The organism is Nesterenkonia maliinae, from assembly GCF_051262655.1.
GTDB lineage: Bacteria > Actinomycetota > Actinomycetes > Actinomycetales > Micrococcaceae > Nesterenkonia.
In genome coordinates this window covers 121,539-135,387 of the sequence record NZ_JBIMEY010000002.1, presented here as the reverse complement: position 1 = coordinate 135,387, position 13,849 = coordinate 121,539, and the positions used below count along the sequence as shown (strand labels likewise).

The window sequence follows — 13,849 nt, the reverse complement described above, 5'->3', positions numbered from 1 at the left end:
AAGTGATCGGCACCACTTCTGCGTCAGATCCGGCGGGCCACGCCAGATACGATGTTTCGATGGAGGCAACTGAGGTCATGAAGGAGGCGGCCGCGAGCACGTCCGAGCTCGAACGGCTGTATCGCGCCGCTCAGCTCTACTACGAGCAGGGCGCGACGCAGGCCGAGGTGGCTGAGCAGCTGAAGATCTCCCGCCCCTCGGTCAGCCGGATGCTGGCCGAGGCACGGTCGCAGGGGATCGTGGAGATCCGCGTGCACCGACCTGCCTCGACGGGCATGGATGAGCTCAGTGAGCGGCTCAAGGCCAAGCTGGGCCTGGACGGGGTGCATCTGGCCCCGGGAGATCAGTCCCAGCGGGTCGGGCTCGGCCTGGGGCCGGTGACCCGAGCCGCCCTGGCCGGAGCGAATCTGCGTGCCGGGGACGTGCTGCTGCTGGCCTCGGGTGAGACCACCTACGCCTTGGCCCAGCAGCGGCTCGGGAACTTCTCCGGGGTCGTGGTGGCACCGACGGTGGGCGGGCAGGCTGAACCAGATCCGTGGCACCAGACCAACGAGGTGGTCCGCGCCTTCGCGGCCACCTCAGGCGGCTATCCGCACTACCTCTTCGCTCCCTCGATGCCCTCGGAGGCGCTGCTCTCGGCCTTGCAGGATGACCCTGGGTATCGTCAGGTGGTCGCCGACTGGAACTCGGCGAAGGTGGCACTGGTGGGCATCGGCGCCGCGCCGCTGTCACGAAACTCGATCGCTCAATCGGTGCCGCGGCATCACCCGAATCTGGCGAAGTCGATCGGTGATGTGTGCCTGGCGTTCTACGATCCGCAGGGCAACGAGGTCACCTTCCCGGGCAGTGAGCGCATGGTCCGGGTCCCTGGACCGACGCTGCGCGCGGTCCCGACGCGGATCGCCGCGGCCGTGGGAGCCCACAAGGCGCCGAGCATCGTCGCGGCGGCCAACGCCGGCTGGTTCAACATCTTGGTGACCGACGAGTCCACTGCTCGCGCAGTGGACCGACAGCTCTAGCTAGCAGCTGCCGGTGTCCTCGTAGCGAGTGATCGCGCCGACCTTCTCCGCCGAGGCGCTGGAGGGATCGAACTCGTGCTTGAGCCACTCGTCCACGAGCTTGCGCGCGAGCTCCTTGCCGATCACGCGTTCACCCATGCACAGGACCTGCGCGTTGTTGGAGAGCACTCCACGCTCCACCGAGTAGGCGTCGTGGGCCGTCACGGCACGCACTCCCTTGACCTTGTTCGCGGAGATCGCCACACCCAGTCCGGTGCCGCAGATCAGCAGCGCGCGGTCGGCCCGACCTGCGGCGATATGCTCTGCCGCGGCCACGGCGATGTTGGGATACGCGGTCTTGTCAGAGTCATCGCCGACTCCGACGTCGATCACCTCAGAGACACGCGGGTCCGCTTCCAGATCAGCCTTCAGCGCGCCCTTATAGGAATATCCGGCCTCATCGCTGCCGATGACGATACGAAACTGACTCTTCATGGTGTCTCCTCAAATAGTCTCGGGGGTCTGGCTCCATGCTACGTCCCGACGAACAAACGTCAAAGACATCTGTTCAGCCGGAGGGCGCGCACTTCGACGCAGAAGAGCCCCCCGGCGGCACCGGTGAGGTGCTGACGGGGGGCTCTTCGAGGAAAGACCTGGATCAGTCGATCAGGAGGCGGAGCCTGCCTTGTCCAGGTGTGAGCGGATGAACCACTGGAACAGCTCGAGCTCCTTGACCTGACCGACGAGCAGGTCCTCGGTGATCGGATCCAGCTCGCCGACCTTGTTGAGCACATCGCGGTGATCGCCGATGACTCCGTCGTAGACCTTCTCGAGCTCGGCCAGGTGGGTGGCGCCGTCGGCCTTGAAGAGCGGGTAGTCCTCCCAGTGGCGCTTGGCGACCAGCTCGCCGCTCAGGCCGGAGGGGGATCCGCCCAGGGTGGCGATGCGCTCGGCCACCTCATCGGCGAAGCCGCGGACGACCTCGGTCTGCGGATCGAGCATCTCGTGGATGGCGATGAAGTTGGGGCCCACGACGTTCCAATGCACGTGCTTGAGCGCGAGGTGGAGATCGTTCAGGGCGTAGAGGCGGCTCTGCAGCAGGCCGGCGATCTCGTGGCCGTTCTCCTGCGCGAGACCTGGTGCGGTGTAGTCGGAGTACTTCTGAGTCATGTGACACTCCTTGTGCTGTTGAGGCAATTGGCGCTGTTCGGCGCCGACTCTCTTGATACTAATGATTCAGAAAAGCGCTGGCTAGGCAGATGAGCCTATCCTCAGTTGAGCTTGCTCACGCCACCGGCTCGATGACCTCCAGGCCTCCGAGGTAGGGGCGCAGCGCGGCGGGCACCCGAACCGTGCCGTCGGCCTGCTGATGGTTCTCCAAGATGGCCACCAGCCAGCGCGTGGTCGCCAGCGTTCCGTTCAGCGTGGCCAGCGGCGTGGTCGGGCCCTTCGAGCCGTCCTCCTTGACCGTGCGCTCACGGATGTTGAGCCGGCGCGCCTGGAAGGTTGTGCAGTCAGAGGTCGAGGTCAGCTCGCGGTAGGTCTGCTGCGAGGGAACCCATGCCTCACAGTCGTACTTTCGCGCGGCTGAGAGGCCCAGGTCCCCGGCCGCGATGTCGACGACTCGGTAGGGCAGCTCCATCTTCTGCAGCATCTGCTCCTCCCAGGCCAAGAGCTTGGCATGCTCTGCGGCGGACTCCTCGGCGGTGCAGAAGATGAACATCTCCAGCTTGTTGAACTGGTGCACGCGCAGGATCCCGCGGGTGTCGCGCCCATGGGAGCCGGCTTCGCGGCGGTAGCAGGTGGACCAGCCCGCGATCCGCTCCGGCCCCTTGCCGAGGTCGAGGATCTCATCGGAGTGATACCCGGCGATCGCGACCTCCGAGGTGCCGACCAGGTAGAGGTCGTCACGCTCGAGCCGGTAGATCTCGTCGTCGTGCTCCACGTCAAATCCGGTGCCGGCCATGGTCTCCGGGCGCACCAGGGTGGGGGTGATCATCGGGGTGAAGCCGGCCTCGACCGCCTGGTCCATGCCCATCTGCATCATGGCCAGCTCCAGGCGCGCTCCGATGCCCTTGAGGAAGTAGAACCGTGATCCTGAGACCTTGGCGCCGCGCTCCATGTCGAGGGCGGCGAAGGACTCGGCGAGCTCGAGGTGATCCTTAGGCGTGAAGCCCTCTGCGGCGAAGTCGCGGGCGGCACCCTCTTCGCGCAGCACCACGAAGTCGTCCTCGCCGCCGGCAGGGACGCCCTCGTGGATCAGATTGGGGAAGGCTCCCTGGACTCGGCGCAGCCGCTCCTCGGCCTCCTGGGACTCCGCCTCCGCGGCCTTCACCTGGTTCGAGAGCTCCTTGACCTCGGCGAGGAGCTGCTGCTTCTCCTCCCCGGCGGCCTGCGCGACCTTCTTGCCGAAGGACTTCTGCTCCGCGCGCAGCGTCTCGAAGCGCGTGATGGCGGCGCTGCGCGTCTGCTGCGCGTCGATCAGCGAGTCCACTGCAGACTCGTCTGCCTGACGTGCGCGCTGGCTGGCCCGGTACTTCTCGGGATTCTCGATGAGGTCCTTGATGTCGATCACGTCCCCCAGCCTATCGCCACCTGCGCTGAGCGGGAGCTCGAGGTCCAGGCCGCGCCCGCGCAGGGCACGGAACCTTCCCGCCGGGCACCAGAGGCCCCGGGAACCAGCCACAGTAGACTGCTGATGATGACTACCGAAACGCTCAGCGCCCTCCTCTGGACCGCGCTCGCTCTTGCCGCGATCCTGTTAGTCGCCGTGGTCTGGCTGGGCGTCGCCCACCAGCGGCTGCGCCGCCGCACCGCGGAACTGACCCAGGAGCTAGAAACCAAGCCCGCCGACCGCGCGTCGTCGGCCGAGGCATCGGGCCGCCTGGTGGCCGTGGTCGTGAATCCCACCAAGGACTCCTCGGACGACGTGGTGCGCCAGATCCACTCCGCCTGCTCCCGCGCAGGCATGCCGGCACCGCTGGTGATGGCCTCCAGCGCGGAGGACCCGGGCCACGAGATGACCCGCAGGGCGCTGAAGGCCGGCGCCGCCGTCGTGATCGCCGCAGGTGGTGACGGCACCGTGCGCGCCGTGGCCGCCGAGCTGGCCGGGACCCAGACCGCACTGGGCATCGTGCCGCTGGGCACCGGGAACCTCTTCGCCCGCAACGTCGGACTGCCCTTCCAGGACCTGAGGGCCTGCGTCGATGAGGCGATCCACGGCCGCAGCCACCGCGTGGACACCTTGGATCTGACCCTCGAACGCCCCGACGGAGCCACCGAGGATGAGATCTCCCTGGTCATCGCCGGTGGAGGTCTCGACGCCGAGGTCATGGGCGACACCCGGGATGCCCTGAAACAGCGTGCCGGCTGGCTGGCCTACGGCGAGGCGGGGCTTCGTCACATCATGGGCTCGCGCTCCAGCATCACCATCACGGTCGACGACGGCGAGGCCCAGCCTCACCGGGTGCGCTCGGTCCTGCTGGCCAACTGCGGGTCGCTGCAGGCGGGCATGGTCCTGGTGCCCTCGGCCAAGTTCGACGACGGCCACATGGACGCGGTCCTGTTCAGTCCCCGACACGCATGGGACTGGGCAAGGATCATGGCGAAGACCGTGACCCGCTTCGCCGCAGACATCCCTGTTATGACGGTGCGTCAGGCCAAACGCGCCACCGTCACGATGGATGAGCCGATGCCCTTCCAGATCGACGGCGACGCCGTGGGCGAGGTCATCAGCGTCTCTGCGCGTGTCCGCCCATATGCCCTCGTGGTCAACGGCGTCTCCGTCCGCGGCCTCGAGGATCTTGAGGCCACGGACGAAGACACGGAGTCGGACCAGCAGACGGATCAGGGTAGTGGCCCTCAGTTCACCGAGGGCCGGATCACCAAGGATCCCCAGGAAGCCTGATCGGCTTCCCGGGGCCCCGGTGAGGCGGTCAGTGCCGCTGAACTGGGCGGATCAGAGTCCTGCTGCGTCAAGGATGCCGCGGCACTCCTCGAAGCTGGCGTCATCCTCCCAGGCAGACGCACCCTCACCATGCTCGACCAGCGTGCGCTGGACGATGCAGTAGGTGGGCTTGCGCTCGTAGTCACCCTCGTGCACCGTCGCGTCCCCCTCGCCGGGGAACGTATTGGGCACCCAGCTCTGCGCGTCCAGGGTTCCCCAGATGGTGAATGAGTTGCACAGGCTCACGTCCAGGCAGGCCTGCAACACCGTGGCGTATCGCTCCGCAGCGCCGGCCCGATCCTCAGGAGACATCCGGTCGTTCTCGTCGACGGCGCCGCGCACATCGATCTCGGTCACCGCGGTGTGGATGCCCAGATCGTCGAAGCGCTGCAGGTTCTCCTGGTAGGTGTCGTCGAATCCGTACTGCATGGACAGGTGGGTCTGCGCGCCGAAGCCGTGCACCGGCACCCCGCGCTCGAGCTGATCGCTGATCAGGTCGTAGTAGCGGTCAGCCTTCGCGTTGAGCCCATCGACGTTGTAGTCGTTGTAGAACAGTAGCGCGTCGGGGTCCTCTTCATGCGCCCAGGTGAAGACGTCATCGAGGATCTCCGGGCCGAGCTCGCGGATCCAGATGTTCTCGGTGTCGCGGATGCTCGCGGCCTCGTCGTCCCGGAAGATCTCATTCGCCACGTCCCACTGGTCGATGCACCCGGCGTACCGGGAGACCACCGTGCGGACATGGTCTTCGAGGATCTCGCGCAGCTCAGCCTCCGTGAAGTCACCCTCCTCCAGCCAGTCCGGGTTCTGCGAATGCCAGGAGAGCGCGTGTCCGCGCAGGTCCATACCGTTGGCCTCGGCGAAGGCGACGACGGCGTCGGCCTGCTCGAAGTCGTAGACACCCTGCTCCGGCTGAACGAACTCCCACTTCAGGTAGTTCTCATGAGTCACCGAGGAGTACTCCTGCGCAATATGCTCCCGGTACTCAGGGTCTGAGGGGAACGGGTCTGGGTAGTCGGCGTCGGAGTGGTGTCCGCCGCCCGCGGCGATGTTGCCGATCCGCAGATCATCGGGGGCGACGCCGGCCAAGGTGTCGCGACCCCAGGCGCCCTCGACGGCTCCGCCTTCCGGGGTGAACTGGCACTGCGTCTGCTCGGGTGCCTCCTGCCCCCCGCCGTTGCCATGACCCTTGCCGTTGCCGTTTCCCTTCCCCTTGCCATTGGCATGATCCGGAGGTCCGGGCTGTCCCGCGTGATCGGGCTTGCCGGGCTGCCCCGCATGGTCGGGGCGCCCGTTCGACTTCTGGCCTGCCTGATCGGCGGCCTTGGCGCTGACTCCTGCATCTGCAGACAGAACGCCAGACTGCTGTGCCGGGCCGGGCGTGGCCCCTGCCATGGCGGGCGTGCCGAGCGCCAGGGCGCCCGCGCAGACCACCGCGGCGGTCAATGTTCGTCGGTTCGATCGGGTGAACATGCATACTCCTCGTTGTCTCCATTGACGTGCATGGACGGCGGCATGTGCCGCGATACCAGGGCGCCCCGACCCAGTTCCCGGAACACGCTGACATGGGGTGATAGGACTGCCTGCGTCAAAGATGTGATCTGGGACACCATTTTGTATCACCAAAAGACTAAAAAATGGCCATGGTTGTGTCAAGGCTCACACGGCATTCGGTCAGGAGTGGAGACCTTTTGGCACATGTCTGAAGCGACGCTGATCCCGTTCACCCGGCTCCCATCCCTCGGCTTCGCCGAGGGCGGGGCCCGCGCCGGGCTCTCTTACGCGTGTCTGAAGCGAGCTGATCCCGTTCACCCGGCTCCCATCCCTCGGCTTCGCCGAGGGCGGGGCCCGCGCCGGGCTCTCTTACGCGTGTCTCAGCGAGCTGATCCACGCGGCAGCGGCGGTGAAGGCTTCGTCGGAGACTTCTGCTGTGGGCTGCTGGGGCTTGCGATCCGCGCGGGGGTAGGAGCCGAGGAATCGGATTCCCGGGGCGATCCGATGGATGCCGGCGAGCGCGTCGGACACGCGCGCCTCGTCGATGTGCCCCTCCAGGTCGATGGAGAAGTAGTACTGCCCGAGACCATCGCCGGTGGGTCGAGACTCGATCCGACAGAGGTTCACCCCCCGGGTCGCGAAGTGCTCGAGGAGCTCCATCAGGGCTCCGGCCCGATCCTGCGGCAGCGGGATCATGATCGTCGTCTTGTCTGCCCCGGTCATCGGCGGGATGACTCCGGGCTGGGAGACCAGCACGAACCTGGTCACCGCCCCCGTCACGTCCTCGATGCCCCGCTGGATCACGTGCAGGCCGAGCTGCTCGGCGACGAGGGGCGAACACACGGCCGCGTCGGCCACCGGAGTCTCTTCCAGCAGCCCGCGGGCTGCGGCGGCGGTGGATGAGGCGGGGACGAACTCGGCAGCCGGGATCCCAGACTCGGCCCAGCGGCGCACCTGAGCCCAGCCGTGGGTGTGGGTGGAGACGCTGCGGATCTGCTCCGGCGCCATCGGGGACGCCGCGGCCAGCACGAAACTGATCGGGACCAGCTCCTCGCGCAGAATGTGCAGCTGGTGCGCGACCGAGATGGCATCCAGCGTCGCCGTGACCCCACCCTCCACTGAATTCTCGATCGGGACCATCGCCGCGTCGACCTCACCGGACTCCACCATGTTCAGCGCGGTCAGCACCGACCCGGCCGGAACTCTGGTGGCCTGCTCGGCCCCGGGAACCTGCAGCAGCGCGGCCTCGGTGAAGGTTCCCCCGGGCCCGAGGAAGGAGTAGGTCTGGGCATCGAGGCGAGACTGGGCGGCAGGGTTCACCGGGGTGCTCATCGGACCTGGGGCGCGTCGCCGGTGGAGGACTCCATCGGGCGCCCGGCCTCGAGCCAGCCGCCCATGCCGTCGCCCACGAAGACTGCGGAATAGCCCTGCGAGGTCAGCCAGGCGGTGATCTGCACGGCCCGACCGCCGGTGCGGCAGATGACGTAGTAGTCCTCATCCGGATCCAGCTCGGCCTCGAAACGCGCCGGAATCTGATCGACGGGGATGTGCAGCGCGCCCGGGGCGTGGCCTTCGGCGAACTCGTAGTCCTCCCGCACGTCCAGGAGGGCGCCCTCGGAGGGGACGTCTGCGGCGCGGACGGTCTCGAAATCTGCCATCTGCGGCCTCCTTGAGTGCGGTGGGAACTTCTCCGGTGCACCCTCAAGACTATCGCCTGCCAAGTTCTGTCCGCATAGAGTGAGCTCATGGTGCCACCAGCTGATCCCGCCCCACTCGTCGAAGCACCTCTCCCCGACTCAGCGACTCCGCTGATCGACTTCCGCGCTGCCAGCGCGGTGCAGTGGCGCCGTGACTTCGTCGCCGGGGAGGTCTCCGCGGTGGAGCTGACCACCACAGCGATCACGGCAGCCACATCCCAAGCCGAGCTCGGCGCCTTTCTGCACCTCGACCCCGAATCGGCGCTGCTGCGGGCCGAGGAGATCGACCGGGTGCGACGAGCCGTGCTGGACTCACGCACCGAAGCTTCTCGCAGCGCCGTCATGATGGAGCTCGCGGCCCGCGCCCCCCTGCTAGGACTGCCAACCGCCTTCAAAGACCTGGTCGACGTCGCCGGAATGCCCACCACCCGCGGAACCGCGGCGCTGCCCGCCAGCGCCCCCAGCCACGACGACCCCCTCGTCCGGCGCGTCCACACGGCAGGCATGATCAGCGCCGGCAAGACCCAGGTCCCGGAGTTCGGGCTCCCCTGCTACTCGGAGAACGACCTCGCCCCCGCTGCGCGAAACCCCCTGGCGCCGGCGCGCACCGCCGGCGGATCCACCGGAGGCGGTGCCGCGGCCGTGGCGGCCGGGATGCTGCCGATGGCGCCGGGCAGCGACGGCGGCGGATCCGTCCGCATACCCGCTGCGGCCTGCGGCCTGATCGGGCTCAAGCCGGGCCGCGGACGGCTTCCGGATGACAGCCAGCGCCCAGGTGTGCGCAACCTCGCGGTGTCTGGGCCGATCGCTCACACGGCAGAGGACGCCGCCCTGCTTTTCGATGTGATGGCGGGCCACCGCTTCCGCCCGTCCGCCGCCGCAGACGGCCTCCCCGAGGGCCCTGCCCTGCACCAGGTGCGCGCAGCGCAGCAGCATGGGATTGACCAGCTCACCATCGGCGTGATCACCGAGTCCCCGTTCTCCCCGGAACTGGACATCGTCCTCGCCGAACCAGCCGTCCTCGCGCTGGAGAACGGTCTCGCGCTGCTCGAGCAGCGCGGTCACATCCTGCAGGGAAGCAGCCACTGCACCGGGGCGGAGGCGTTCTGGCCCGCCGACTATCACCGGCACTTCCAGGCGCTGTGGACCACCCCGCTCGGCGAACTGGATCCACCCGCCGACCAACTCGCCGCGATGGCCCCGCTGACCCGGTACTTCATCGAACTGGCCAAGAGCCGACCCGCACAGCAGACACATGAGTCCATCGCCGCCCTCGAGGACTTCGCGGCGGACGCGGACGCCTTCATGGGGCCATGGGACGTTCTGGCGACACCGATGCTCGCCTACGCACCGCCGGAGATCGGATGGTTCGCAAGTCTGGACCCGGAGGAGAACTACCGGGAACAGTGCCGCTTCACCCCCTACAGCTCGGTGGTCAACGTGATGGGTCTGCCGGCGATCAATGTCCCCACCCACACCGACGCCGAGGGTCTGAGCTGGTCGATCCAGCTGATCGGACGCGCAGGCTCGGAGGAACGGCTCCTCGCCCTGGCGGCGACCATGACACAGCGCTGAGCGGCCGGCACCGCCCCGGGGCGCCCAGGGCGTGGGAAGCCGAGGGGGCCTGCGCACCGTTGACCGCACACAACAGCGCCGGGTCCGATGTCTCGAACCCGGCGCCGGGAATCTCTCAACTCAGCTCCGCGATGAGCGGCTCTGAGATCAGATTCAGTTGTTGTTCTTGAGCCCCTGAGCGAAGCCCTTGACGCTGTCCTTCGCGTCCTGGGCAGCGTCTTTGGCCTTCGCCTGGGTCTTCTGGCTGTTGCCTTCAGCCTGGGTCTCCTTATCACCGGTCAGCTTGCCAAAGCCTTCCTTCGCGGAGCCGGTGGCTTCTTCGGTCTTGTTGTTCGTCTTGTCATCGAGTCCCATAGGTGACTCCTTTCGTCGGCGGACAAGTCCCTTGTCACGCTACCGACCGCGATGGGCCCTGTCGCCCCGAATAGGCGTTTTCCAGGGAACTCACAGCGAACTGATGCCGCTCCGCAACCTAGGGTTCGCGACGTTCCGGGATGTCCCGAGGCGGCTCGGCACGGGTCTGCTCGGCCAGGTCCTCGGCGTTGACCGGGGTGGCCAGGGCGTCGTCGTCGTCGGTGACGAAACCGACGTCGGTGCCGCGCCAGCGCGCGATCGCGCTCATCACGTGGTGGATGGCCAGGGCCGCGAAGCTGCCCAGTGCGATGCCCTCGAAGACGATCTCGCCGAAGACCATGGTGAAGTTCGCGATCGCGATGATCAGCGGCACCCCTGCCACGGCAAGGTTGATCGGGTTCGCGAAGTCCACCCGGTTCTGCACCCAGATGCGCACCCCGAGCACGCCGATCATCCCGTAGAGCACGGTGCCGGCGCCGCCGAGCACGCCGACCGGCACCGTCGCGATGAGCGCGCCGAACTTCGGCAGCAGCGCCAGGAGGATCGCGAACAGCCCGGCCACCCAGTACGCGGCGGTGGAGTAGACCCGAGAGGAAGCCATCACGCCGATGTTCTCGGCGTAGGTCGTGGTGCCGGAGCCCCCGCCGGTACCGGCCAGCATGGTGGCCGCGCCGTCGGCCATCAGCGCGCGCCCGGTCACCGGATCCAGGTCCCGCTTGGTCATCAGGGCCACCGACTTCACGTGCCCGACGTTCTCCGCCACGAGCACCAGCACCACCGGGATGAAGAGACCCAGCACGCCGATGTGGAAGGTCGGGGTGGTGAACTCTGGCAGGCCGACCCAGCCGGCGGAGCCGATCCCGGAGAAGTCCACCTCGCCGCGCACCACGGCCACCACATAACCGATGACCACGCCGACCAGGATCGAGAGCCGACCGAGCAGGCCCCGGAAGAGCACGCCTGCCAGCAGCATCGACACGATGGTCACCGTGGCGGTGATCGGGGCCTGATTGACGTTGTTCCAGGCGGCCGGGGCCAGGTTCAGCCCGATCAGGGCGACGATCGCGCCGGTGACCACCGGCGGCATCACGCGCTGGATCCAGTGACTCCCGGCGAAGTGGACGATGACTCCGATCACCACCAGACCGAGTCCGGCCAGGAAGATCCCGCCGAGGGCTCCGGACATGCCGTACTGGGCCGTGGCGGCGCCCACCGGGGCGAGGAAGGCGAAGGAGGAGCCGAGGTAGCTGGGGATGCGCCCTGCCGTGATGATCAGGAAGAGCACGGTGCCGACACCGGAGAAGAACAGCGTGGTCGAGGGCGGGAAGCCGGTGATCAGCGGCACCAGGAAGGTCGCCCCGAACATCGCCACCACATGCTGCATGCCCACCCCGGTGGTCTGCAGCCAGCCCAGCCGCTCGTCGGGGGTCACCACCGCGCCGGGTCGGACCGTCTTGCCGTCACCGTGGAGCGTCCACCCGAAACCAGGGAGGCGGCTCTTCTTCTGCGTCATCATCACAGCCACCTTAGCTCCACCTGAGCATCGTCACAGCGGGCGCTGAGTATGGGACCCATCACCTTCAGATCATTAAGCTATCTTGAAACTAATCACATAATGATTACATTCGGAGTATTCCAACGAGAAGAAGTCATGGATCCGCGCTTGCCCTTGCGATACATGACATGCACCGGCGTGGGTAATTTCTGGACTAAACTTTTTCGGCCCCTTCAACCCCCGATTTCACCGTCCGTTCGCGAAGTTCTCGGTTGAATCTCCATGATGGCTCACTACTGTGGAGTCTGATGGCTGATACCGCAGATACCCCTGCCCAGAACTCTTCCGACGCCTCCACGGGCTCGGAACGAGTTGAGATCCGCACGCCCACCGTGGCCGACGGCACCTCCCTGTGGAGGCTCGCCGCCGGAACCGGCGTCCTGGATGTGAACACCCCCTACGCCTACATACTGTGGGCACGAGACTTCGCCGAGACCTCGGTCATCGCCGAGGTCGACGGGGAGCCCGCGGGATTCATCTCCGGATACCGACGCCCCAGTGACCCCGAGACTCTCTTCATCTGGCAGGTCGCCGTCGACTCCCGCTTCCGCGGCCGCCGGCTGGCCTCCCGCATGCTCACCACCCTGGTGGACTCGGCCGCCCCGCACCGGCTGGAGACGACGATCACCTCCGACAACGCAGCCTCGATCGCGCTGTTCACCGGTCTCGCACGAGACAAGAACGCCGAGATCACCACCACGACGCTGTTCGACGAGGCGATCTTCCCCTCAGCCGATGAGTCCGGTGAGGTCCATGCCGCCGAGGACCTCTACACCGTGGCCCCGCTGAGCTGACCAGCATCCCCGCACACCCCCTGACGGTGCACCCGCCAAGCTGAGAAGCCCCAGGCGGTCACGCCGTCGCTCTGAGTGAATATCCACCCCGACTTCCCCGGAACGTAAGGACAGATGAGCACCATGGCTACAGATATCTTCGACACACGCGAATCCCAGGTCCGCAGCTACTGCATGAACTGGCCCGCCACCTTCGCCAAGGCCTCCGGCCCCTACCAGTGGACCGAGGACGGCACCCGCTACCTGGACTTCTTCTCCGGCGCCGGCGCCCTGAACTACGGACACAACCACCCCGAGCTGCGCGATCTGGTCGTGGACTACGTGGCCAACGACGGCGTCACCCATTCCATGGACATGAAGACCCCCGCCAAGCGGCGCTTCCTGGAGACCTTCGAGCGGGTCATCCTGGAACCGCGCAAGCTGGACTACAAGGTGATGTTCCCCGGCCCGACAGGCACCAACACCGTCGAGGCGGCGCTGAAGCTGGCTCGCAAGGTCACCGGCCGCCAGCACATCCTCTCCTTCACCAATGCGTTCCACGGCATGACCCTGGGCGCCCTGTCCGTCACGGGCAACTCGATGAAGCGCCGTGGCGCCGGCATCCCGCTGACCAACTCCTCGAAGATCCCCTACGACGACTACTTCGACGGCGACATGCCTGACTTCCTGTGGCTGGAGAAGATCCTCGAGGACTCCGGCTCCGGCGTGGACAAGCCTGCCGCGGTGATCGTGGAGACCGTCCAGGGCGAGGGCGGACTCAACGCCGCGCGGATCGATTGGCTCAAGTCGCTGTCCGACCTGCTGCGTCGGCACAAGATCCTGCTGATCGTCGACGATGTCCAGGCCGGCTGCGGCCGCACCGGCAAGTTCTTCTCCTTCGAGGAGGCTGGCCTCTACCCAGACATCGTCTGCGTGTCCAAGTCGATCTCCGGCTACGGACTGGCCATGGCGCTGACCCTCTTCAAGCCGGAGCTCGATGTCTGGGAGGGCGGGGAGCACAACGGCACCTTCCGCGGCAACAACCTCGCCTTCGTCACCGCCGCACGGGCGCTGGAGATCTTCTGGGCCGATGACAGCTTCGAGAAGCAGCTTGCCGAGCGGATCCAGGAGCTCCACGACGGCCTGGTCAAGATCGCCGAGCACGTCCCGGGCTCCTCGCTGCGAGGCCGCGGATTCCTCACCGGCATCCACTTCCCCAACCCCGACACGGCCGGCAAGGTCGCTGCAGAGGCGTATAAGCGTAATCTGCTGGTGGAGACCTCCGGACCCCAGGACGAGGTCGTCAAGCTGATGCCCGCGTTGAACATCGAGTCCGAAGATCTGCAGAAGGGCCTGGCCATCATCGAGGAGTCACTCCTCGCGGCCACGGGCAACCTCGGAGAGCCCTCGCGCCTGCGAGCACCCCGCTGAAAGCCCTTCGCCCCCGCAACCTGAGACGC

General features: G+C 67.0%; 13 protein-coding genes. 5 read left to right on the top strand and 8 right to left on the bottom strand.

Annotated features, from left to right (window positions below):
• Nucleotides 1-59: 59 nt before the first annotated feature.
• A complete protein-coding gene (locus tag ACHAA4_RS05110; RefSeq protein ID WP_435773114.1) occupies nt 60-1,019 on the top strand; it encodes a sugar-binding transcriptional regulator in 960 nt (319 codons plus the stop codon).
• Here ACHAA4_RS05110 and ACHAA4_RS05105 read toward each other — a convergent pair whose 3' ends face one another.
• The 3 genes from ACHAA4_RS05105 to serS form a co-directional block, all read right to left on the bottom strand.
• On the bottom strand, nt 1,020-1,493 hold the full coding sequence (locus ACHAA4_RS05105; RefSeq protein ID WP_435773113.1) for a ribose-5-phosphate isomerase: 474 nt from the start codon (nt 1,491-1,493) through the stop codon (nt 1,020-1,022).
• A 171-nt stretch (nt 1,494-1,664) separates the two neighbouring features.
• Nucleotides 1,665-2,168 (bottom strand): Dps family protein, encoded by a 504-nt coding sequence (locus ACHAA4_RS05100; protein WP_106122205.1) that lies wholly within the window; start codon nt 2,166-2,168, stop codon nt 1,665-1,667.
• A gap of 115 nt (nt 2,169-2,283) precedes the next feature.
• Nucleotides 2,284-3,573, bottom strand: a complete 1,290-nt coding sequence (gene serS, locus ACHAA4_RS05095; RefSeq protein WP_435773112.1) for a serine--tRNA ligase — start codon at nt 3,571-3,573, stop codon at nt 2,284-2,286.
• 126 nt (nt 3,574-3,699) lie between these two features.
• On the opposite strand from serS, the gene ACHAA4_RS05090 reads away from it, so the two are divergent.
• Complete coding sequence (locus ACHAA4_RS05090; protein WP_435773111.1) at nt 3,700-4,905, top strand: diacylglycerol/lipid kinase family protein; 1,206 nt, start codon at nt 3,700-3,702, stop codon at nt 4,903-4,905.
• A 51-nt stretch (nt 4,906-4,956) separates the two neighbouring features.
• Here ACHAA4_RS05090 and ACHAA4_RS05085 read toward each other — a convergent pair whose 3' ends face one another.
• The 3 genes from ACHAA4_RS05085 to ACHAA4_RS05075 form a co-directional block, all read right to left on the bottom strand.
• Nucleotides 4,957-6,414 carry an endo-1,4-beta-xylanase gene (locus ACHAA4_RS05085; protein WP_435773110.1) on the bottom strand — a complete coding sequence of 486 codons (1,458 nt, stop codon included), beginning with the start codon at nt 6,412-6,414 and terminating at the stop codon, nt 4,957-4,959.
• Nucleotides 6,415-6,804: 390 nt separating this feature from the next.
• Nucleotides 6,805-7,767 carry a prephenate dehydratase gene (gene pheA, locus ACHAA4_RS05080; protein WP_435773109.1) on the bottom strand — a complete coding sequence of 321 codons (963 nt, stop codon included), beginning with the start codon at nt 7,765-7,767 and terminating at the stop codon, nt 6,805-6,807.
• A complete protein-coding gene (locus tag ACHAA4_RS05075) occupies nt 7,764-8,093 on the bottom strand; it encodes a rhodanese-like domain-containing protein (RefSeq protein WP_435773108.1) in 330 nt (109 codons plus the stop codon). The genes pheA and ACHAA4_RS05075 overlap by 4 nt, the downstream gene beginning before the upstream one ends.
• Before the next feature lie 87 nt (nt 8,094-8,180).
• Here ACHAA4_RS05075 and ACHAA4_RS05070 point away from each other — a divergent pair, with 87 nt between their 5' ends.
• Nucleotides 8,181-9,707: an amidase gene (locus ACHAA4_RS05070; RefSeq protein ID WP_435773107.1), complete on the top strand. Its 1,527-nt coding sequence runs from the start codon at nt 8,181-8,183 to the stop codon at nt 9,705-9,707.
• Between the two features lie 153 nt (nt 9,708-9,860).
• Here the strand turns inward: ACHAA4_RS05070 and ACHAA4_RS05065 are convergent, their stop codons facing one another.
• Complete coding sequence (locus tag ACHAA4_RS05065) at nt 9,861-10,061, bottom strand: CsbD family protein (protein ID WP_435773106.1); 201 nt, start codon at nt 10,059-10,061, stop codon at nt 9,861-9,863.
• Between the two features lie 118 nt (nt 10,062-10,179).
• Nucleotides 10,180-11,574 (bottom strand): uracil-xanthine permease family protein, encoded by a 1,395-nt coding sequence (locus tag ACHAA4_RS05060; protein WP_435773105.1) that lies wholly within the window; start codon nt 11,572-11,574, stop codon nt 10,180-10,182.
• A 290-nt stretch (nt 11,575-11,864) separates the two neighbouring features.
• Here ACHAA4_RS05060 and ectA point away from each other — a divergent pair, with 290 nt between their 5' ends.
• Together ectA and ectB are read left to right on the top strand one after the other, a co-directional pair.
• Nucleotides 11,865-12,410 (top strand): diaminobutyrate acetyltransferase, encoded by a 546-nt coding sequence (gene ectA, locus ACHAA4_RS05055; protein ID WP_435773104.1) that lies wholly within the window; start codon nt 11,865-11,867, stop codon nt 12,408-12,410.
• A gap of 123 nt (nt 12,411-12,533) precedes the next feature.
• Nucleotides 12,534-13,820 (top strand): diaminobutyrate--2-oxoglutarate transaminase, encoded by a 1,287-nt coding sequence (gene ectB, locus ACHAA4_RS05050; RefSeq protein WP_435773103.1) that lies wholly within the window; start codon nt 12,534-12,536, stop codon nt 13,818-13,820.
• Nucleotides 13,821-13,849: the final 29 nt, after the last annotated feature.

Coding starts and splice junctions, on each gene's coding strand:
- ACHAA4_RS05110 (WP_435773114.1), top strand. CDS start 60: ATGGAGGCAACTGAGGTCATGAAGGAGGCGGCCGCGAGCACGTCCGAG.
- ACHAA4_RS05085 (WP_435773110.1), bottom strand. CDS start 6,414: ATGTTCACCCGATCGAACCGACGAACATTGACCGCCGCGGTGGTCTGC.
- ectB (WP_435773103.1), top strand. CDS start 12,534: ATGGCTACAGATATCTTCGACACACGCGAATCCCAGGTCCGCAGCTAC.
- ACHAA4_RS05070 (WP_435773107.1), top strand. CDS start 8,181: ATGGTGCCACCAGCTGATCCCGCCCCACTCGTCGAAGCACCTCTCCCC.
- ACHAA4_RS05090 (WP_435773111.1), top strand. CDS start 3,700: ATGACTACCGAAACGCTCAGCGCCCTCCTCTGGACCGCGCTCGCTCTT.
- ACHAA4_RS05060 (WP_435773105.1), bottom strand. CDS start 11,574: ATGACGCAGAAGAAGAGCCGCCTCCCTGGTTTCGGGTGGACGCTCCAC.
- ACHAA4_RS05065 (WP_435773106.1), bottom strand. CDS start 10,061: ATGGGACTCGATGACAAGACGAACAACAAGACCGAAGAAGCCACCGGC.
- ACHAA4_RS05100 (WP_106122205.1), bottom strand. CDS start 2,168: ATGACTCAGAAGTACTCCGACTACACCGCACCAGGTCTCGCGCAGGAG.
- ectA (WP_435773104.1), top strand. CDS start 11,865: ATGGCTGATACCGCAGATACCCCTGCCCAGAACTCTTCCGACGCCTCC.
- ACHAA4_RS05075 (WP_435773108.1), bottom strand. CDS start 8,093: ATGGCAGATTTCGAGACCGTCCGCGCCGCAGACGTCCCCTCCGAGGGC.
- ACHAA4_RS05105 (WP_435773113.1), bottom strand. CDS start 1,493: ATGAAGAGTCAGTTTCGTATCGTCATCGGCAGCGATGAGGCCGGATAT.
- pheA (WP_435773109.1), bottom strand. CDS start 7,767: ATGAGCACCCCGGTGAACCCTGCCGCCCAGTCTCGCCTCGATGCCCAG.